The 19,426-nt window shown below is 55.5% G+C and carries 25 protein-coding genes; 21 read left to right on the top strand and 4 right to left on the bottom strand.

What is annotated here, in order from left to right; genetic code table 11:
- The first annotated feature begins 76 nt into the window (after positions 1–76).
- The 8 genes from ACAW74_RS12170 (at position 77) to ACAW74_RS12135 (ending at position 5,122) form a co-directional block, all read left to right on the top strand.
- Positions 77–523, top strand: coding sequence for a four helix bundle protein (locus ACAW74_RS12170; RefSeq protein WP_370698476.1), 447 nt, complete (start codon positions 77–79; stop codon positions 521–523).
- A 14-nt stretch (positions 524–537) separates the two neighbouring features.
- Positions 538–1,071, top strand: a complete 534-nt coding sequence (gene ilvN, locus ACAW74_RS12165) for an acetolactate synthase small subunit (RefSeq protein WP_370698475.1) — start codon at positions 538–540, stop codon at positions 1,069–1,071.
- A 71-nt stretch (positions 1,072–1,142) separates the two neighbouring features.
- Positions 1,143–2,186, top strand: a complete 1,044-nt coding sequence (gene ilvC / locus ACAW74_RS12160) for a ketol-acid reductoisomerase (protein WP_370698474.1) — start codon at positions 1,143–1,145, stop codon at positions 2,184–2,186.
- A 78-nt stretch (positions 2,187–2,264) separates the two neighbouring features.
- A complete protein-coding gene (locus tag ACAW74_RS12155; RefSeq protein ID WP_370698473.1) occupies positions 2,265–2,678 on the top strand; it encodes a hypothetical protein in 414 nt (137 codons plus the stop codon).
- 119 nt (positions 2,679–2,797) lie between these two features.
- A complete protein-coding gene (gene ilvA, locus ACAW74_RS12150) occupies positions 2,798–4,063 on the top strand; it encodes a threonine ammonia-lyase (protein ID WP_370698472.1) in 1,266 nt (421 codons plus the stop codon).
- 16 nt (positions 4,064–4,079) lie between these two features.
- Positions 4,080–4,397 carry a nucleotidyltransferase family protein gene (locus ACAW74_RS12145; RefSeq protein ID WP_370698471.1) on the top strand — a complete coding sequence of 106 codons (318 nt, stop codon included), beginning with the start codon at positions 4,080–4,082 and terminating at the stop codon, positions 4,395–4,397.
- Positions 4,366–4,737 carry a HepT-like ribonuclease domain-containing protein gene (locus ACAW74_RS12140; RefSeq protein ID WP_370698470.1) on the top strand — a complete coding sequence of 124 codons (372 nt, stop codon included), beginning with the start codon at positions 4,366–4,368 and terminating at the stop codon, positions 4,735–4,737. The genes ACAW74_RS12145 and ACAW74_RS12140 overlap by 32 nt, the downstream gene beginning before the upstream one ends.
- A gap of 61 nt (positions 4,738–4,798) precedes the next feature.
- Positions 4,799–5,122: a hypothetical protein gene (locus tag ACAW74_RS12135; protein WP_370698469.1), complete on the top strand. Its 324-nt coding sequence runs from the start codon at positions 4,799–4,801 to the stop codon at positions 5,120–5,122.
- A 65-nt stretch (positions 5,123–5,187) separates the two neighbouring features.
- Here ACAW74_RS12135 and ACAW74_RS12130 read toward each other — a convergent pair whose 3' ends face one another.
- Complete coding sequence (locus ACAW74_RS12130; protein WP_370698468.1) at positions 5,188–6,537, bottom strand: alpha-L-fucosidase; 1,350 nt, start codon at positions 6,535–6,537, stop codon at positions 5,188–5,190.
- A gap of 87 nt (positions 6,538–6,624) precedes the next feature.
- On the opposite strand from ACAW74_RS12130, the gene ACAW74_RS12125 reads away from it, so the two are divergent.
- A complete protein-coding gene (locus ACAW74_RS12125; protein WP_370698467.1) occupies positions 6,625–7,515 on the top strand; it encodes a helix-turn-helix transcriptional regulator in 891 nt (296 codons plus the stop codon).
- Positions 7,516–7,554: 39 nt separating this feature from the next.
- Here ACAW74_RS12125 and ACAW74_RS12120 read toward each other — a convergent pair whose 3' ends face one another.
- Entirely contained in the window at positions 7,555–8,463 is a 909-nt protein-coding gene (locus ACAW74_RS12120) for a sugar phosphate isomerase/epimerase family protein (protein ID WP_370698466.1), read from the bottom strand.
- A 114-nt stretch (positions 8,464–8,577) separates the two neighbouring features.
- Between ACAW74_RS12120 and ACAW74_RS12115 the strand changes: the two genes are divergently transcribed.
- Genes ACAW74_RS12115 through ACAW74_RS12100 form a run of 4 tightly spaced genes read left to right on the top strand, consistent with a single transcriptional unit; the run spans position 8,578 to position 10,539 of the window.
- On the top strand, positions 8,578–9,042 hold the full coding sequence (locus tag ACAW74_RS12115; RefSeq protein WP_370698465.1) for a hypothetical protein: 465 nt from the start codon (positions 8,578–8,580) through the stop codon (positions 9,040–9,042).
- Between the two features lie 40 nt (positions 9,043–9,082).
- A complete protein-coding gene (locus ACAW74_RS12110) occupies positions 9,083–9,607 on the top strand; it encodes a GNAT family N-acetyltransferase (RefSeq protein WP_370698464.1) in 525 nt (174 codons plus the stop codon).
- A 42-nt stretch (positions 9,608–9,649) separates the two neighbouring features.
- Positions 9,650–10,096, top strand: coding sequence for a DUF1572 family protein (locus tag ACAW74_RS12105; protein ID WP_370698463.1), 447 nt, complete (start codon positions 9,650–9,652; stop codon positions 10,094–10,096).
- Complete coding sequence (locus tag ACAW74_RS12100) at positions 10,093–10,539, top strand: DinB family protein (RefSeq protein WP_370698462.1); 447 nt, start codon at positions 10,093–10,095, stop codon at positions 10,537–10,539. The genes ACAW74_RS12105 and ACAW74_RS12100 overlap by 4 nt, the downstream gene beginning before the upstream one ends.
- A 34-nt stretch (positions 10,540–10,573) precedes the next feature.
- Here the strand turns inward: ACAW74_RS12100 and ACAW74_RS12095 are convergent, their stop codons facing one another.
- Positions 10,574–11,260, bottom strand: a complete 687-nt coding sequence (locus ACAW74_RS12095; RefSeq protein ID WP_370698461.1) for an ArsR/SmtB family transcription factor — start codon at positions 11,258–11,260, stop codon at positions 10,574–10,576.
- 66 nt (positions 11,261–11,326) lie between these two features.
- Between ACAW74_RS12095 and ACAW74_RS12090 the strand changes: the two genes are divergently transcribed.
- The 7 genes from ACAW74_RS12090 (at position 11,327) to ACAW74_RS12060 (ending at position 18,540) form a co-directional block, all read left to right on the top strand.
- Entirely contained in the window at positions 11,327–11,680 is a 354-nt protein-coding gene (locus ACAW74_RS12090; RefSeq protein ID WP_370698460.1) for an antibiotic biosynthesis monooxygenase family protein, read from the top strand.
- A complete protein-coding gene (locus ACAW74_RS12085; protein ID WP_370698459.1) occupies positions 11,680–12,072 on the top strand; it encodes an amino acid-binding ACT domain-containing protein in 393 nt (130 codons plus the stop codon). The genes ACAW74_RS12090 and ACAW74_RS12085 overlap by 1 nt, the downstream gene beginning before the upstream one ends.
- A 131-nt stretch (positions 12,073–12,203) precedes the next feature.
- On the top strand, positions 12,204–13,607 hold the full coding sequence (gene leuC, locus ACAW74_RS12080; RefSeq protein ID WP_370698458.1) for a 3-isopropylmalate dehydratase large subunit: 1,404 nt from the start codon (positions 12,204–12,206) through the stop codon (positions 13,605–13,607).
- A gap of 131 nt (positions 13,608–13,738) precedes the next feature.
- Entirely contained in the window at positions 13,739–14,350 is a 612-nt protein-coding gene (leuD, locus tag ACAW74_RS12075; RefSeq protein ID WP_370698457.1) for a 3-isopropylmalate dehydratase small subunit, read from the top strand.
- 117 nt (positions 14,351–14,467) lie between these two features.
- Entirely contained in the window at positions 14,468–15,985 is a 1,518-nt protein-coding gene (locus ACAW74_RS12070; protein WP_370698456.1) for a hydroxymethylglutaryl-CoA lyase-like TIM-barrel protein, read from the top strand.
- 132 nt (positions 15,986–16,117) lie between these two features.
- Entirely contained in the window at positions 16,118–17,188 is a 1,071-nt protein-coding gene (leuB, locus tag ACAW74_RS12065; RefSeq protein ID WP_370698455.1) for a 3-isopropylmalate dehydrogenase, read from the top strand.
- 212 nt (positions 17,189–17,400) lie between these two features.
- Positions 17,401–18,540, top strand: a complete 1,140-nt coding sequence (locus ACAW74_RS12060) for a 2-isopropylmalate synthase (RefSeq protein ID WP_370698454.1) — start codon at positions 17,401–17,403, stop codon at positions 18,538–18,540.
- A 94-nt stretch (positions 18,541–18,634) separates the two neighbouring features.
- Here the strand turns inward: ACAW74_RS12060 and ACAW74_RS12055 are convergent, their stop codons facing one another.
- Positions 18,635–18,883: a hypothetical protein gene (locus ACAW74_RS12055; protein WP_370698453.1), complete on the bottom strand. Its 249-nt coding sequence runs from the start codon at positions 18,881–18,883 to the stop codon at positions 18,635–18,637.
- A gap of 141 nt (positions 18,884–19,024) precedes the next feature.
- Between ACAW74_RS12055 and ACAW74_RS12050 the strand changes: the two genes are divergently transcribed.
- On the top strand, positions 19,025–19,417 hold the full coding sequence (locus tag ACAW74_RS12050) for a gamma-glutamylcyclotransferase family protein (protein ID WP_370698452.1): 393 nt from the start codon (positions 19,025–19,027) through the stop codon (positions 19,415–19,417).
- Positions 19,418–19,426 lie beyond the last annotated feature (9 nt).

Below are 19,426 nucleotides of genomic sequence, written 5' to 3'. Positions count from 1 at the left end.
CGTTGACTGTCCTCAGTTACTGGCCTGTCGGGGGGACGTACCTTAAGAGAGCAACAGAAGACAGTCAGCAGAATATATGGCTACTATTCATCGCTTTGAGGATCTTAACGCCTGGAAGAAGGCCCGGCAATTAGTTCAGGCTTTATTTGAGGTGACACAGCAGAAGCCATTTGCTGGCGATTATGATCTGGTGAGGCAGATACGGCGAGCGAGCGGCTCCGTGATGGATAATATAGCAGAAGGATTTGGTCGTGGAGGGCGCGGAGAGTTTGTGCAATTTCTTTCCATTGCTAAAGGCTCGGTCACGGAGGTGAAGTCCCAGCTATATCGTGCAAAAGACTATGGTTATCTGAATGAAGAAGACTTCGGCAAGCTATATGAGCAAGCAGATGAAACCGCAAAAATTACTGACGGCTTACTTATGTACCTGAAGGAATCGACAATGAAGGGACGTAAATACGCTAAGGAGCCTGAAGTGATTTATCAATCCTCTCCTTATCAAACAGAAGACAGCCAACAGTAAACAGTGAACAGATCATGACCACCTACACCATTTGCGTGTTCACGTCGAACACCATCGGGTTGCTCAACCGCATCACGATTATTTTCACGCGGCGACGCATCAACATTGAAAGCCTCACCGTGTCGGAAACGGAGCGTACGGGCGTGTCGCGTTTCACAATTGTGATCAAACACGAATCGCGTGAGGAAGTCGAGAAACTGGTTCGGCAGATTCGCAAGATCGTGGAAGTACTGGCCGTATTTGGCTACCTGAACGACGAAATCGTGTTTAACGAAATCGCCCTGTTCAAACTGTCGACGCCACTGGGTGCCCCACCGCTCGACGTCGAAACGATCAATAAGCAGTTTAAAGCCTGGGTTGTTTACTGGGGCCTCGACTACGTCGTGATCGAGAAAACGGGTAACGAACAGGAGATTTTTGCCTTCTTCACGTACCTGCGGCAATACGAAATACTGGAGTTCGTGCGGTCGGGGCGCGTGGCCGTCGGCAAGACGGAGAAAGGTCTGGTTGAGTACCTGCCCGAGGCCGAATGGGCCTATTACCTCTGAGCGCCACTGCGCTCGCTTACGCAAACAGCACAGTAACCACTCATTTTTTTACACCTAAATACAGTACCCTAATGGCACAGATTAACTTCGGCGGAACCGTCGAGAACGTAGTAACCCGCGAAGAGTTTCCGCTGGAAAAAGCCTTAGACACCCTCAAAAACGAAACCATCGCTGTCATCGGCTACGGTGTGCAGGGCCCCGGTCAGTCGCTCAACATGCGCGACAATGGGTTCAATGTGATTGTAGGGCAGCGCCCCGGCAAAACCTACGACAAAGCCGTTGCAGACGGTTGGGTACCGGGCGAAACGCTGTTTGAGATTGAAGAAGCCCTCGAAAAAGGCACGATCATCTGCTTCCTGCTGTCGGATGCCGCGCAGATCGAACTGTGGCCGACCGTAAAGAAATACCTCACGGCGGGTAAGTCGCTGTATTTCTCGCATGGTTTCGGCGTAACATATAAAGAGAAAACGGGCATCGTTCCGCCCGCCGATGTGGATGTGTTCCTTGTAGCACCGAAAGGCTCAGGTACGTCGCTGCGTCGGTTGTTCGTGGAAGGGAAAGGCCTGAACTCGAGCTTCGCCATTTACCAGGATGCCAGCGGTAACGCCCGCACGAAAGCCATCGCGATGGGGATCGGTGTTGGTTCTGGCTACCTGTTCGAGACCGATTTCTATAAAGAAGTAACCTCCGATCTGACCGGTGAGCGGGGTACGTTGATGGGCGCGATTCAGGGCATTTTTGCCGCGCAATACGAGGTGCTGCGGGCCAACGGCCACAGCCCGTCGGAAGCCTTCAACGAGACGGTGGAAGAACTCACCCAATCGCTGATGCCGCTGGTTGCCGAAAACGGCATGGACTGGATGTATGCCAACTGCTCGACGACCGCGCAACGCGGCGCCCTCGACTGGTGGAAACCGTTCCGCGACGCCACGAAGCCCGTTTTCGAGCAACTGTACAACTCAGTGAAAACGCAGAACGAAGCGCAGATCAGCATCACGCGCAACTCGCAGCCTGATTACCGCGAGAAACTGGAAGTTGAACTGGCTGAACTCCGTGACTCGGAAATGTGGCAGGCGGGCAACGCCGTGCGCAGCCTGCGTCCCGAGCGGAATTAGGAAACGGATTAACGTACCTGAGCAAGTAGCCACCGATCGTCTGTCAGGTCGGTGGCTACTTGGCTTCTAAGGCGTCGTATGAAGGTGTCCATCAAGTCAATACGTCACTACTTGTTGTTTCATCCAGCGCACCTGTTTTTGCTGGATGGCGTAGGGGCGCTTATCACGGGAGGGACGCTGTTCTGCGTGGCTCGTTGGTATCCGACGGCCTTGGGTCTGCCGCCCAACTTGCTGGCTATTTTGGGCCGGGTTGCGTTTGTGTACGCGGTTTACTCAATGACTTGCTATCTGGTGAGGCCCCGCAACACAAGGTTATTTCTCAGATTCATAGCGGTGGCTAATCTGGTCTATTGCCTGCTAATGTTGCTCGCCGTGATTTATCATTTTCAGCGCATGACCATTCCTGGGCTGGTCTATTTTTTTGTTGAGGATGTAGTGGTCGTCTGTCTCGTATATGTTGAACTGACGATATCTCCGATGCAGAAAAACTAGGCGTTCTGCCATTATAAAATGGATGGCCTTTTTGACCGGCCGCTCCTGGCGGCCATTAGCTGGCCGGGGCAATACCCATCCGCTTCTCGTAGTTTTATTTTTAACCCTCATCAGCAGCCGTGGTAAATACCGACCAGCACTTCGTCACCCCCGATCTTGACAACATCTACCTGGCCGCCAATCGGCTCCGGGGTGTTGCCGCTCACACGCCCTTGCAGGAAAACCTCAACCTGTCGGACCGCTACGGGGCCACCATTTTCCTGAAACGCGAAGATTTGCAGGTCGTGCGGTCGTATAAGATTCGGGGCGCTTACAACAAGATGGCCGCGCTGCCTGCCGAAGCACTGGCGAAAGGGGTGGTTTGCGCCAGCGCAGGCAACCACGCGCAGGGTGTGGCCTATGCCTGCCGCAAAATGGGGGTGAAAGGCACCATTTTCATGCCTACCACCACGCCCAACCAGAAGGTGAAACAGGTAAAGCTGTTTGGCAAAGAGTATGTCGACGTGGTGCTGACGGGCGACACCTACGACGATGCTTATTTTGCTGCTGACCAGTACGTACAAACACACGACAGCACCTTTGTGCACCCCTTCGACGACGTGCTGGTAATGGAGGGACAAGGCACCGTTGGGCTGGAAATCTTCAAAGACGCCAACTTCAAAATCGATTACCTGCTCATGGCTATTGGGGGCGGCGGGCTGGCTTCCGGCGTGTCGACGGTCTTCAAACAACTCAGCCCCAAAACGAAACTGATCGGCGTCGAACCATTGGGGTCGCCTTCCATGAAGGTGTCAATCGAAGCCGGCCACGTGGTGCCGCTCGACCATATCGATAAGTTTGTCGATGGCGCAGCCGTGAAGCGGGTGGGCGATACCACGTTTGCGATTTGCCGCCAAAACCTCGACCGGGTGGTGCTGGTGCCTGAAGGCAAGGTGTGCACGACCATCCTGCAACTCTACAACGAAGAGGCTATCGTGGCCGAACCTGCCGGGGCGCTGACCATCGCTGCCCTCGATTTTCTGAAAGACGAAATCAAAGGCAAGAATGTGGTGTGCCTGGTAGGCGGCGGCAACAACGACATCACCCGCACCGAAGAAATCAAGGAGCGGTCGTTGCTCTACGAAGGGCTCAAACACTACTTCATTATCCGATTTCCGCAACGGTCGGGTGCTTTCCGCGATTTTCTGAATGTGCTCGGCCCTAACGATGACATTACGCGTTTCGAGTATGTCAAGAAAACCAACCGCGAAACGGGCCCGGCGCTGGTGGGGATCGAACTGAAACACCGCGACGATTTCGAACCGCTCATCGACCGGATGAAGGCGCAGGGCATTGTTTTCGAACTCGTCAACGACAAACCCGACCTCTTCCAGTTTCTGATTTAAGTGATTAGTTTGCGCTATGGTAACGGCGGTTCAGAATAAACAGCAAGCGTTTGATCGTATCCGGTCGCATCAGGCCGAGCTAAAACAGTTTGGGGCGATCAAAGTAGGCTTATTCGGTTCGTTTGTTCGGGATGAACAGACTGCCGACAGCGATGTGGATCTTGTTGTCGAATTTCTACCTGGCCGGAAGAAGCTTCACAGCTTTTTGGATATAGCTGACTACCTGGAAGAATTGATGGGCCGGAAAACAGACGTGCTGACTTGGGAAGGCATGGCTGATTTTGTTCGCAAACACGTTGTCAATGAAGTGGAATTCATCCCCCTTGCTGATTGATTTTCTAAAGCATATTCAACAGGAATTAATTTTCATCATCGATGTAAGTGCGGGACTCGATCAGGAGACCCTGATGAGCGATCCGGTGAAAAGCCGGGCTGTCACGCATAGTCTGCTGATTGTCGGGGAAGCTTGTAAAAAAGTCCCGGACGACTTTCGATTAGAACATCCTGAATTTGATTGGCGTGGATTTGCTGGTTTGCGAGATCGCCTTATTCATCAATACTGGGGCATCGACCAGGCACTCTTTTGGGAAGCCGTTTCGATTGACGTACCCACCAACAAAGAATGGATCGATAGCATCATCGTCCATTTACTAAACGGGCAGTCGTCCGATTAAACGCAGTGTGTCAAGTTAGGTTGCACACCGACTAACAGCGATACATACTCACGTTATTGAAATGACCAGATACAGAGTCGACAAACTCGCCTGGCTGGGCCTTGCGTTGGCTGTGAGCGCCTACACCCTTGTTATGGCATCGTATAGATACCTGCATCGCTGGGCTGGTTGGCCCGCTTTCTTTTGGGTTCTCATTGGTACCGTCACCGTTGGCTTTGGGGTGTGTCTGGTGGCTGTAGCGAGAGGGCTACCTCTGTTGAAAACCACCGATCAGCAGCAGAGACTGCACGCCTGGACAGCTATTCTCGTCGGGACGACCGTCGTGCTTATATATGGGTTGCATGTGTATCTGGCGTGGCGTATGAGCAAAGGTGGCGGTTATTGAACCCCGTCTTTACACAAAAAGGGCCAGATACGTACCCAGCCCTTTTTGTGTGAAACGAGTACCGATTATTTTTCCTCGGCCGAAGCTTTAAACACGCCCACCTCAGCCAGTTCGACCGGACCTTTGGCGTTGGTGATCGTGATACGTACCTGGCTCGCTTTAACGGCCGGGAAACGAAGCAACCGCTTGTGACCCACCGTGGTGAATGAGCTGATCGCTGTCCAGTCGGTGCCGGTCCAGTATTCTACTTTGCCGTCGATGATCTGCTGCCCGTTGGCGATGTTTTCCTGAATCGAGATTCGGTCAAACTCGGGTTCGCCATTGAGCTTAACCACGAGTGGCTGATTGGGCTTAACCGCCAGGAACGTACCCAGCTTTTTGTCGGTCAACCGAGGCGCACCCGCTACCAGATTCGTCTTGAAGGTGTCGTTCAGAATGCGGCGAAAGGCCTTGAGGCTGGCTACGTCGGCATCCGAGAGCAGCCCATTGCGGTTGGGCGGCACGTTGAGCAGCAGCAGGCTGTTGCGCCCCACCGACTGGTAATACAGGTTGACCAGATTCGATGGCGTGCGCACCTTACTGTCTTCGGCCGGATGATAAAACCAGCCCGGCCGGATGCTCACGTCGGTTTCGGCGGGTACCCAGCTTTTGCCGTTGGCGTCGCCCCGGTTCAGATAGCCCTCGTCGGCTTTACCGGGGGCAAGGCCGTCGGTGTTGATCGTCGACCAGCAGGTTTCGCCCGCGTTGCCCGCTTCGTTACCTACCCAGCGCACGTCGGGACCGGCATCTGAAAACATGACGGCGTTGGGTTGCAACTGCCGCACCAGAGCCCAGTAACCGGCAAAATCGTAGACCATGTCTTTGGCATTTTCGCCCTTGGCCCCGTCGAACCACACCTCGGCCAGCGGGCCATAGTTGGTGAGTAGTTCGCGCAGTTGACTCTTATAAAAGTTGTTGTAAGCCGGTGTCCCATAGAGCGATTCGTGCCGGTCCCAGGGTGAGAGATAGACGCCGAATTTCAGGCCGTATTCGTGGCAGGCGTCGGCTACTTCGCGCACGACATCGCCCTTTCCGTTTTTCCAGGGGCTGTTTTTGACCGAATGCTCCGTGGTGCGGGTGGGCCAGAGACAAAAACCGTCGTGGTGTTTGGCCGTCAGGATCGCCATTTTGAAACCAGCCTCTTTCAGCGACCGAATCCATTGCCGGGCGTCAAGCTTCGTCGGGTTAAACACCGCCGGGCTCTCGGTACCGTCGCCCCACTCTTTATCGGTAAACGTATTAACGGTGAAATGCAGAAAGGCCGTGGTTTCGAGCTGTTGCCAGTTGAGCTGGCGGGGCGCCGGGCGGGGTTGGGCCAACGTGGCTGTGGCCGTAGCCAGCACCGCCAGTAGGGTATTTTTGACGGAAATGCGCATGGGAGAGAAGAACATATGGCGCAAAGATGGTCTTTCGGGCGTGTTGGTGCAATGGCTTATCTTTGAGCGAAGCCCAGAAAACGACGTATGCTGCGCATTCCCTCTTCTATCCAACCCGATCAGTTTGCGATGCTGCGTATCCGACGCTCATCGACGGATGAATCGCGGTCCGACGGCTCGGAGATGACGTTTGTCGCCTACCGAAGCGACGTTTACCCCGAACGAAACGAAGTGTTTTTTGAAGAACATGCGGTGGTGGTGGTGCTGGAAGGGGAGAAGAAGTTTACGTCGCCCACGCAGGATCTGCACGTGCACAAAGGCCAGATCCTGTTTTTTCAGCGGGGGTGTTACTCCATGAACGAGTCGATCGATGCCAACTACCGCAGCCTAGTGTTTTTCGTGAATGAGAAACTGCTGAAGGAGTTTGTGGGGCAGCACCTCGATCTGTTTGCCGACACCCATGAACCCATTCCCGAATCGCTCATTTTGTCGCTCGACTCGTCAGGTACGTTCCAGACGTTCATTCAGTCGCTGCTGCCGTATTTTGGGGAACGTACCCCGTTTCTGAATGAACTGCTACGCCTGAAATACCAGGAACTGTTGTTGCACCTGCTCGAGATCGACAGCCGGAGCAACGCACCGGGGCAACTGCGCACCTTGCTCTGGTCGATTTACCAGGGCCAGAAAACCGACCTCGATTACCTGATGAGCACGTACCTGCTCAAGCCGTTGTCGATGAACGAGTTGGCGCGGTTGTCGGGACGTAGCCTGTCGGCATTCAAGCGCGATTTTGAAAGCCATTTTCACACCTCACCCGGCCACTGGATTCGCCGAAAACGCCTCGAACACGCCCATTTCCTGCTGCGCAACACGGGCAAAAACGTGTCGGAAGTAAGCATGGAAATTGGCTATGAAAGCGTGTCGCACTTTATCAAAGCTTATAAACAGCAATACGGCGCCACGCCCAAACGGGCATAAAAACGGCCCGAGCAGCGCAGCTATCGGCATAAAACAGCCTTACCTAAAATAGCGTTTGACTGCGCCGGTGTAATGCGGGATAGCCTGCTCGGGATCGGCGATCTCGGGGTGCCAAAGTTTCTCCCACTCAAAGCTGTAATAGCCCTGATAGCCGCCCTTTTGCAGCGCGCTGAGGGCTTCCTGCAACGGCGCCTGCCCCTGTCCCAGCAATACATAGTCGTGTTTGTCGCCCGTGATCCGCGCATCTTTCACGTGCACATGCCGGATGTACGGCTTTAGGGCCTGGTACGCCGCTTTGGGTGACTCGTGCGCATCGACCCACATATTGAAAATATCCCAGATCAGCCCCACGTTCGGGTGGTTGGCTGCCTTCATGATGGGCACCAGCAGATCGGTATGCGTGAGTTCGCCGTGCGATTCGAGCAGCACCGTTACCGACGCCGCTTTGGCATACGTACCCAGATCAAGCAGGCCGTCGCTGATGAGCCGAAGCGTTTGGTCGCGGGGCTGATCGGGCGGAAGCTGATCGGGGAAAACCCGCACGAAGGGGCAGCCGAGTTCATGCGCCAGATCGATAAACCGGCGGGCGTGGTCGAGTTGCTGGGTACGTTTGGTCGGGTCGGCGTGGTGCAGTTGGGTCGAAGAACCCAGGTTGCAGATGCGCACCCCCGCATCGGCAAACCGGCGGCGGGTGTCGGCCAGTTGTGTGCTGAACTCGGGCCGTTTGGGCAAATCCAGCTCACCCAGCAGCCCCCGGAACTCGACACCCTGATACCCCGACGATACGGCCGTTTTCAAAATGGTATCCAGATCCCACTTGGGGCAACCGAGGGTCGAGAACGCCAGCTTGGGCGTCGGTTTGGCAAAGCCGGAAATGGGTAACAACGTAGCAGCTGTAAGGCCAGAGAGGACTGTGCTAACGGCTGTGCGGCGGGATATACGCTTCATGGTTATAGGGCTTTGCCTGTCATCGTTAAGTATAATCTGGTAAGGCAATTCACGTCCGGTTCTAATTAGTTGCTCAGCACCTGTATGGTCCACAAAATCGTATAGGTTTGTGCTATGAAAACACCTTTCCTTAGCCTGGCTGTCGCCATCACCGTGCTGGCCTGCCATAATGAACAGCCTAGTCAGTCAACTTCCGCGCAGCCGGCGCTGGTGGGTACGTGGCAACTGCTGCGTGGAACGCTCATCGAAAAAGGTGATACCACCGAGACAGACTATACGAATAAGCTGTCATTCATCAAGATTATCAACGACACCCATTTCGCCTTCATACAGCATGATCTGAGCAAAGGAAAAGACTCGGCGGCTGTTTTTGCGGCTGGTGGCGGCCGCTACGAACTGAATAAAGACCAGTACACCGAGCATCTAGAATACTGTAACGATCGGCAATGGGAAGGCCATGACTTCAACTTTACGGTCACCTTGAAAGGCGATACGCTGATCCAGCAGGGTGTCGAAAAAGTGGAAAGTGCGGGCATCGACCGGCTCAACATCGAAGAATACGTACGGGTGAAGCCATAAAAACCGATCAGGTCTCGAAGGGCCTTATCGGTATAGAGAAATGAACCGACTGGAAGTTGACACCGAGCGCCTGACGTTGCGTTCGCTGACGTATGCCGACAGCCCGTTTTTGATTGAATTGCTCAATTCGGAAGGCTGGCTCACCTTTATTGGCGACCGCAACGCCCGCACCGAGGCCGGAGCAATCACGTACTTGGATAACGGCCCGCTGAAAAGCTATGCCCAACATGGTTTTGGCCTAGCCCGCGTTTCGCTCAAAGCCACGAACCAACCCATCGGCTTATGCGGCCTGTTGCAACGAGACTACCTGCCGCATCCCGACATCGGCTACGCCCTGTTGCCACAATTTGCCGGGAAAGGGTATGCCCTTGAAGCCGCCCGTCATACGCTCGACGTCGCGTTCCGGCAATTGGGCCTTCCGAAAATCATGGCCACCGTGATGCCCGCCAACACCGCCTCGATTCAGGTGCTGACCCGGCTGGGTATGACCCAGGAAGGAACGATCAGACCCGACGGTGTCCCGGTAGACTTGCTGCTATTCGGCAAATCGGCGCCGGATTTGTAACGCTGCTGGTTACTACATACTTTCCCCGACTACCATCGCCCTATGTTGATCGAAACCCTCAAAAGCCTCTTCCTGCGCGACCTGAACCGTCTGAAAATCGAGTTGGAAAGTTACCAACATGAAGCCACCATCTGGACAACCGACGGGCAGATTGCCAACTCGGCGGGTAATCTGTGCCTGCACTTAGTGGGCAACCTGAATACGTATATCGGCGGCGAACTGGGCCAATCGGGCTATGTGCGCGACCGCCCCGCCGAGTTTTCACGCAAGGACGTACCCAGAGCCGAACTCATCGAGTTAGTCGAAGACACCGCGACGATGATCGAACAGACGCTCAGCAACGTACCTGAACAGCAACTGGTCGAGGAGTACCCGCTGCTGGTATTCGCCGAAAAAACATCCACTAGCTACTTTCTCGTCCACCTGACTACGCATCTGGCCTACCATTTGGGCCAAATTAACTACCACCGTCGCCTGCTCGACCAATGACCCTCCTTAACCAACTCACCGCTACCCACGCGCAGACCCTGCCGCTTTTCGACCTGCCCGCCGCCGATCTGGAACGTACCTACGCCCCCGGCAAATGGACCGTGCGGCAACTGCTGGTGCACCTGGCCGATGCCGAGAGCGTATTGCACGAGCGCATCAAACGCGTCATCGCCGAGCCTAAGCCCGTCATCTGGGCGTTCGATCAGGACCGCTGGAATACGTACCTGAACTACAGCACCTTTCCGCTACCAATCAGCAAGGCGATGTACGACGCCAACCGGCAGTCTGTCATTTATCTGGTGCAGCAGCATTACGCTACGCGGGGCACTACGCCGTTTGTGCACAGCGAAACCGGCCTGCGAACGCTGAAAGACGAAATGGACAAAGTTGCCTGGCACAACGAGCACCACCTCAACCAGATTCGGCAGGCGCTGGCGCACTAATCTGCTGTTTGGAACAGCTGCTCAGGCGACAACCTTAAAGATTGAGGTTCAACACGTCGCTAAGCCCCTGTTGGCCTGCATGGGTTAGAACCAACTCGCGCGAAAACTGCACCTTTCGAAACCATTGCCTTGCCATCATTCGATCCAGCAGAACGGCACCAAGCTGTCCCGCCAAATGCGGACGACGCTCACTCCAGTCAAGGCAGGGGCGGGCCAAAGGACGTCGGCTGGGACTGAAGTCTTCTTGATAGATTGCCAGTTTTTCAAACCATTCCCAGCCGTTCTCAGTCACCAGAAAGGCGGTGTCTGTTCGATCGATGCACTGTCTTTGTAACAGAGCGTCTACGATACGTACACTCACGTGACCCGCCAGATGATCGTAACAGGTTCGGCAGAACCTAAGACCGCTGGATGCAGAAACGGCCTGTTTTTTAGCGGGCCAGGGGCCACCTGCCAGATTCGCCAGCGATTCAATAGCATAGGCAACCTCTGGCCCTGAGAACGAATAATAACGGTGGCGCCCCTGCACCTCAACCTTGACGAGGTCTGCCTCGAGCAGTTTGGCCAGATGGTTACTGGCCGAGGTGGCCGACGTGTTGGCCGATGCCGACAACTCGGTGGCCGTATATGCCCGGCCATCGAGTAAGCTCCATAACATTCTGGCCCGCGTTGGCTCGCAGATTAAGCCGGTGATCGATACAAAGCGGTCATCTACATCCATAGTTCATTCCTGGCTGAACTGTAAATGTAGACCACCTGCTTTCTTTGGGCAAACAAACAGCACAAAATGATAGCCGTATTATTTGAAGCGTTTCCTGCTGAAGGAAAGTGGGATGAGTACCTGGATATTGCCGCCGAACTGCGGCCTGAACTCAGTAAGCTGCCCGGCTTTATCGCTATTGAGCGATTTCAAAGCTTGACAAACCCCAAAAAGGTATTATCGCTGTCGTTCTGGCAGGATGAGTCCGCCATCAGTCAATGGCGAGCTATGGAGAAACATCGGATAGCGCAGAAACAGGGGCGTGAATCAGTATTCAAGCATTACCGGCTGCGGGTGGCCAGTGTACTGCGGGATTACGGGATGACTGAACGTGAACAGGCTCCCCTGGATAGTCAGGCCATTCACAACGAACAGCACTAATGAAAGACTTAGAAATTTACTTACCCAATCAGGTTGGCTCACTGGCCCTGTTGGGCGAAACGTTGGGTGAGCATCAGATCAGCCTTGAAGGAGGTGCGGTCTTCACCGACGGGCAACAGGCTACTGCTCATTTTCTGGTTGAAGAAGCCGATAGGGCCAGGGCTGTTCTGGAAGCTGTTGGCATCGAGGTAGTTCGCATCAACGACGTGATCATTCAGAAATTAAGGCAAGATGTGCCGGGGCAGTTGGGGATGTTTTGCCGACGACTGGCAGATGCGGGTGTTTCAATTTTAACCCAGTACAGCGATCATGCCAATCAACTGATTATTGTTGTCGATGACATGGCAAAAGCCCGCCAGGTTTCTGAAGCCTGGATGCAAGAGTGGTGGTAAACTTCGTACGTAATATAGTTTTAAGTTTTGCTTAATATGATGAACTAAAATCGCTATTTCTTGGGCGAATGCCGGGATGGGGTATGTGTGGCAATTGGCCAATTTTGTAGCCATAAACTGCTACATCACTTATGAGTACCCCACAAACCCTGTTTGATAAGGTTTGGGACGCGCACGTCGTCCGGCACATCGAGGATGGCCCCGATGTGCTGTTCATCGATCGCCATTTCATCCACGAAGTCACCAGCCCGGTGGCTTTCCTGGGGTTGGAAGGCCGGGGCGCGCCGGTATTGTTTTCGCAACGTACCTACGCCACCGCCGACCACAACACGCCCACCCTGAACCAGCACCTGCCCGTTGCCGACCCGCTCTCGGCCAACCAACTGGCCGCGCTGGAGCGTAACGCCAACAAATACAACATCTCGCACTGGGGCCTGGGCCACCAAAAAAACGGGATTGTCCACGTCGTTGGGCCCGAAAACGGCATTACCCTGCCCGGCATGACCATCGTCTGCGGCGACTCGCATACCTCAACGCACGGTGCTTTCGGCGCGATTGCGTTCGGCATCGGTACGTCGGAGGTCGAGATGGTGTTGGCGACGCAGTGCATCATGCAGCCCAAGCCCAAGAAAATGCGGATTTCGGTGAATGGTACGCTGGGTAAAGGCGTGTTACCGAAAGATGTCGCCCTGTACATCATCGCGCAGATTTCGGCGAGTGGTGCCACGGGCTACTTCGTGGAGTATGCCGGCGATGTGTTCCGCAACATGAGCATGGAAGGCCGCATGACGGTCTGCAACATGAGCATCGAAATGGGCGCGCGCGGTGGCATGATCGCTCCTGACGCTACTACGCTAACGTACCTGAAGGGCCGCGATCTGGCACCGAAAGGCGAGGCCTGGGACAAGCTCGTGCCCTATTGGGAGTCGCTGGCCACCGACGAGGGCGCTACGTTCGACAACGACCTGACGTTCGACGCTGCTGACATTGAGCCGCAGATTACCTACGGCACCAACCCTGGCATGGGCACCGGCGTGACCAAGCACATTCCGCTGGCAGCCGATCAGCAGGATGGCGATGCCAGCTACCAAAAGTCGCTGAACTACATGGGCTTTTCCGAAAACGAATCCATGATTGGCAAACCCATCGACTTTGTGTTCCTCGGCAGCTGCACCAACGGCCGCATCGAAGACTTCCGGGCGTTTGCCTCGATCGTGAAAGGTCGCAAGAAAGCCGATAACGTAACGGCCTGGCTCGTGCCGGGGTCGCATATCGTAGAGGCGCAGATTAAGGAAGAAGGCATCCTCGACATCCTGACCGAAGCCGGTTTTGCGCTCCGTCAGCCGGGTTGCTCGGCTTGTCTGGCCATGAACGACGATAAGGTTCCCGCTGGCAAATACGCCGTGTCGACCTCGAACCGCAACTTCGAAGGCCGCCAGGGGCCCGGTGCCCGCACCCTGCTCGCCAGCCCGCTGGTCGCCGCCGCCGCCGCCGTAACGGGCGTTGTGACAGACCCGCGTGAATTCCTGAACTAGTTTCATTCGGCGTATACCCCCCGCCCTAAAGGGTGCCTGCTGGCGCGAATCATCTTCGCCGCAGGCCTATTTGGGCGCCAGCAGGCACCCTTTAGGGCGGGGGGTATACGCGACCTCGAACTTTTACAAAAATGGCTTACGATAAATTTACCGTGCTCCGTAGTGCGGCCGTTCCGATGCCCATCGAGAACGTCGATACGGATCAGATCATACCCGCTCGCTTCCTGAAAGCGACCGAACGCAAAGGCTTCGGTGACAACCTCTTCCGCGACTGGCGCTACAACGCCGACAATACGCCCAAAGCCGATTTCGTGCTGAACAACCCGCTTTACACGGGTGACGACGTACCCCGCAAGATTCTGGTGGGCGGCAAAAACTTCGGGAGCGGATCGAGCCGCGAACACGCCGCCTGGGCCATCTACGACTACGGGTTCCGTTGCGTGGTGTCGAGCTTTTTTGCCGATATCTTCAAGAACAACTGCCTCAACGTCGGCATTCTGCCCGTGACGGTGAGCGCCGAGTTTGCCGACAAGCTCTTCGCCGCGATCGAGGCTGATCCCGACACTGAACTGGAGGTAAATCTGCCTGCCCAAACTATCACGCTGGTGGCAACGGGCGAGCAGGAAAGCTTCACCATCAACGGTTATAAAAAGGACAACCTCATCAACGGCTACGACGACATCGACTACCTGCTGTCGATGAAGCAGGAGATCGAGCAGTTCGCCGAAACGAGACCGTTTTAAAATGTACAATGTATAATGAACGATGTACAATGATTTTGAACTGAATACGGTACCTTTTGAGCGGTAGCGAATTCATTGTACATCGTTCATTATGCATTGTACATTACCCTTCCCACCATGCGTTATATTGAAATCATGGACACGACTCTCCGCGATGGAGAGCAAACCAGCGGCGTGTCTTTTTCGGCCTCGGAGAAGCTGGCGATGGCACAGCTGCTGCTGACCGAAGTGAAGGTCGATCGGGTGGAGGTGGCGTCGGCGCGGGTGTCGGCGGGTGAGCTGGAAGCAGTGCAGCAAATTACCCGCTGGGCCGATAGCGCTGGCCTACTCGACCGGATCGAGGTGCTGACGTTTGTTGACGGGCAGGCCTCGCTCGACTGGATGCAGGCCTCGGGCGCGCGGGTGATGAACCTGCTCACCAAAGGGTCGCTCAACCACCTGACGCATCAGCTCAAGAAAACGCCGACGCAACACTTTGCCGACATCGCGCAGGTGATCGCAGGTGCTCAGGAGGCAGGTATCGCGGTCAACGTGTACCTCGAAGACTGGAGCAACGGCATGCGCAACTCGCCCGACTACGTACGGCAATACCTCGATTTTCTGCAAACGCAACCCATTCGGCGCGTGCTGCTGCCCGATACGCTGGGCGTACTGACGCCCGCTGAGTCTTACGCGTTTGTGCACGAATTGGTGAGCCGCCATCCGGCCCTGCACTTCGATTTTCACGCCCATAACGACTACGACCTGAGCGTAGCCAACGTAATGGAGGCGATCCGGGCGGGCGCACACGGCCTGCACCTGACCGTAAACGGGCTGGGCGAACGGGCCGGTAACGCCCCGATGGCGAGCACCATTGCCGTCCTGCGCGATTTCATGGCCGATCAGGTCGAACTGGGCGTCGTGGAAGGGTCGCTGTACGAAATCAGCAAGCTGGTCGAGACGTTTTCGGGCCTGCGCGTGCCCGACAATAAGCCCATCGTTGGCGACAACGTGTTTACCCAAACGGCCGGCATCCACGCCGATGGCGACAAGAAAAACAACCTGTACTTCAACGACCTGACGCCGGAGCGTTTTGGACGTACCCGCAGCTATGCGTTGGGGAAAACATCGGGGAAGGCCAACATCGAGAACAACCTGCGCGAACTGGGCATTCAACTGCCCGACGACGACCTGAAGAAGGTAACGCAGCGCGTGATCGAACTGGGCGATCAGAAAGAGCAGATTACCCGCGAAGATCTGCCCTACATCATCGCCGACGTGTTGGGTCAAACCAGTACGACGGCGCGCGTGGAGGTGTTGAACTACGCCCTGACGAAAGCCAAAGGGCTAAAGCCACAGGCGACGCTTCAGGTACGTATCGACGCCGACCAATTCGAGGAAAGCGCGCAGGGCGACGGGCAGTACGACGCGTTTATGAATGCGCTGAAGAAAATCTACGCCTTCAAAAACATGACGCTGCCAGAACTGACCGACTACGCCGTCCGTATCCCCACGGGTGGCCGCACCGACGCTCTTTGCGAAACCATTATTACCTGGAAGGTGAACAGCCGCGCTTTCAAAACCCGCGGCCTCGACTCCGACCAAACCGTGTCGGCCATTAAAGCCACACAGAAAATGTTGAACAGTTTAGAATAAAGGATGGGAACGCGGATGATGTGGATTTGATGGATTGTCGCGGATGGTTGATGTTACCAGAGGTATCATCGAGCCGATCAAATCCGCGATCATCCTCAAAATCCACGTCATCCGCGTTCCCATCAATACACCATGAAAAAACACATACTCGTAGTGCCCGGCGATGGGATCGGTGCCGAAGTAACCGCCGTTGGCAAGCAGGTGCTGGAAACCATTGCTCAGAAGTTTGGCCATGAATTCACCTACGACGAAGCCCTGATCGGCCACGTCGCCATCGAAGCCACCGGGGCCGCCCTGCCCGCCGAAACGCTCGAAAAAATGCGCGCGGCCGATGCCGTGCTGTTCGGCGCGGTAGGTCACCCTAAATACGACAACGACCCCTCGGCCAAAGTGCGGCCCGAGCAGGGGTTGTTGCAGATGCGGAAAGAGCTGGGCCTCTACGCCAACCTGCGCCCGATCAAGCTGTTCGATGAACTGCTCAGCTCGTCGAGCATCAAGCCGGAGATTCTGCAAGGGGCCGATATTCTGTTCTTCCGCGAACTGACCGGCGACGTGTATTTCGGCGAAAAAACGCGCTCGGAAGACCGCAGCACCGCGTCGGATCTGATGATCTACCACAAATACGAAGTGGAGCGGATTGTACGGAAAGCGTTTGAAGCGGCACGTACCCGGCGTAAAAAACTGATGAGCGTCGATAAGGCCAACGTGCTGGAAAGCAGCCGCCTGTGGCGCGAAGTGGTGCAGGCCCTCACGCCCGAATACCCCGACGTGGAGGTGGAGCATCAGTTCATCGACGCAGCGGCGATGCTGCTCATCAAAGATCCCAAACGCTTCGACGTGGTCGTGACGGGCAACCTCTTCGGCGACATCCTGACCGACGAAGCCTCACAAATTGCCGGGTCGATGGGCATGCTCGCATCAGCGTCGGTGGGCGACAGCACGGGCGTGTATGAACCCATTCACGGATCGGCCCACGACATCACCGGCAAGGGCGTAGCTAACCCGCTAGCCTCGGTGCTGTCGGCGGCGCTGCTGCTCGATATTTCATTCGGTATGAAAGCCGAAGCTGAAGCCGTGATTGCGGCCGTCGATGCGGTGCTGAAGGAAGGCTACCGCACCCGCGACATTGCCGATGCCGATACTCCCACTGATAAACTGCTGGGTACGTCGGCGATGGGTGAAGCCCTGCTGGCGAAGCTGTAATTGACCTGCGCGACAACGAGCAGCGGGTTCAGGAACGATTTGATTTGTCACTAATTGGGCTGAATCAAAGTTCTTCCTAGACCCGCTGCTCGTTTTATTTGCCAAAAAATCCGCACGCTCAATTTTGAAAAAATAATCACTCGCTTATTTTTGTAGCGCAATTACGCACTCAGCGAAATTTCGCCAGCAAAAACCACTGTCTGATTGTCCCCATGAGCGAACGCATTTATATCTTCGATACTACCCTGCGCGACGGCGAACAAGTGCCTGGTTGCCAGTTAACTACGGAAGAAAAGGTAACGGTTGCTAAAGAGCTTGAACTACTGGGCGTAGACATCATCGAAGCGGGCTTCCCGGTATCGAGCCCCGGCGATTTTCGGTCGGTGGTCGAAATTTCGAAGGCCGTCACCAACCCAACGGTCTGCGCGTTGTCGCGGGCTGTGATCGGCGATATCGATGCCGCAGGTGAAGCCCTGAAGCTGGCCAAGCGTGGTCGTATTCATACCGGCATCGGGGCGTCAGACATCCATATTCGCAACAAATTCAACAGCACCCGCGACGCCATTCTGGAGCAGGCCGTGCGGGCCGTGAAACACGCCCGGACGTATGTAGAGGATGTTGAATTTTACGCTGAAGATGCGGGCCGGGCCGATCTGGATTTCCTTTGCCGCCTCACTGAAGCCGTGATTGCGGCAGGTGCAACGGTGGTCAATATTCCCGACACGACGGGCTATTGCCTGCCCGACCAGTACGGCGCGAAGATCAAATACATCTACAACAACGTACCTAACGTCGATAAGGCGACGATCTCGATTCACTGCCACAACGACCTTGGCCTAGCAACGGCCAACTCGCTGGCGGGCATCATGAACGGCGCGCGGCAGATTGAGTGCACCATCAATGGCATCGGCGAACGGGCGGGCAACACCTCGCTCGAAGAAGTGGTGATGGCGATGAAAGTGCACCGCGAACTGGGCTTTGAAACGGGCGTGGATACCAAACGGCTCTACCCGGTTAGTCAACTGGTGTCGGGCATGATGCGGATGCCCGTGCAGGCTAACAAGGCGATCGTCGGGCGTAATGCCTTCGCGCACTCGTCGGGCATTCACCAGGACGGTCACCTGAAAAACTCGGAGACCTACGAGATTATGAACCCCACCGACGTGGGCGTTGATAAATCGTCGATTATCCTGACGGCGCGTTCGGGCCGGCATGCGCTCAAGCATCGCCTCGAACTGCTGGGCTACCGCTACGACAAGCCGACACTTGATGGCCTCTACAAGCAATTCCTCGATATGGCCGATGTTCGTAAAGAGGTGAACGACAAAGACTTGATGGAGTTAGTGCGTTAGGCACTGCTGCTACCAAAAATAAAGCCCCATGAGTCACGCAGGTTTATAGCCGACGTGATTCATGGGGCTTTTCGTCGTGATATAAGTAGATAAGTTACGCTACATCGCCCACGAGCACGGCTGCTTCGTGCAACAATTCGGTCGCGCGGATTTCGTCGGTGAAGGCTTCGATCGTGGCGTCAACCACGTCTAGCTCAACCGGCGGCGGGGGCGACTGCTCCTCGGCGACAAAGCCTGCCAACGCCCGGCCTACATAAAGCAGATGCAACGCTGAGAGTAGCGTCGGTAGCCGTTGGCTGTGGCGGGTTTGGGGCGGTTCGGCGTTCCGATTGTTGGCTTCCATACCGCTATAAGGTTGCACGGCCCGGATAGGTTTCCGCCGGGCAGCGGTTAAAACCAGTTTGGTCTATTCCCCCGCAAATAGGTAGCCTATGTGGTAACGGCATTTGATTTTCGTGTAGATTGAAAGCCCTAAATCGCTAGCATGAATCTATTTGTTTACGGAACGCTACGTAGCGGTAACGACAATCCGATGGCCGATCTGCTCCGGCAGCACGCGCATCTGCTGGGGCATGGCAACGTACCTGGCCGCCTTTTTGATCTTGGCTGGTATCCTGGCGCCACCTACGAACCCGACAGCACCTTCCGGGTTTGGGGCGACGTGTATGAACTCACGGATGACACTATCCTAACTCGCCTCGATGAATACGAAGGCATTCAAAACCACCCCGACGATGAATACGCCCGCCGCGAGGTGCCGGTACAGATGAGCAACGGACAGGCGCACCTTGGTCAGGTACGTTGCCAGATGTACATCTACCTCAAAACCGACGGGCAGCCCCGCCTGATCGAGTCGGGTAACTTCCTGCGTCAGTGAGGCATGGTA

This window comes from Fibrella musci (genome assembly GCF_041321105.1).
In the GTDB taxonomy this organism is placed as follows: Bacteria; Bacteroidota; Bacteroidia; order Cytophagales; family Spirosomataceae; genus Fibrella; species Fibrella musci.
The sequence above is the reverse complement of the archived record's forward strand: the minus strand, read 5'-3'. Positions and strand labels throughout refer to the sequence as shown.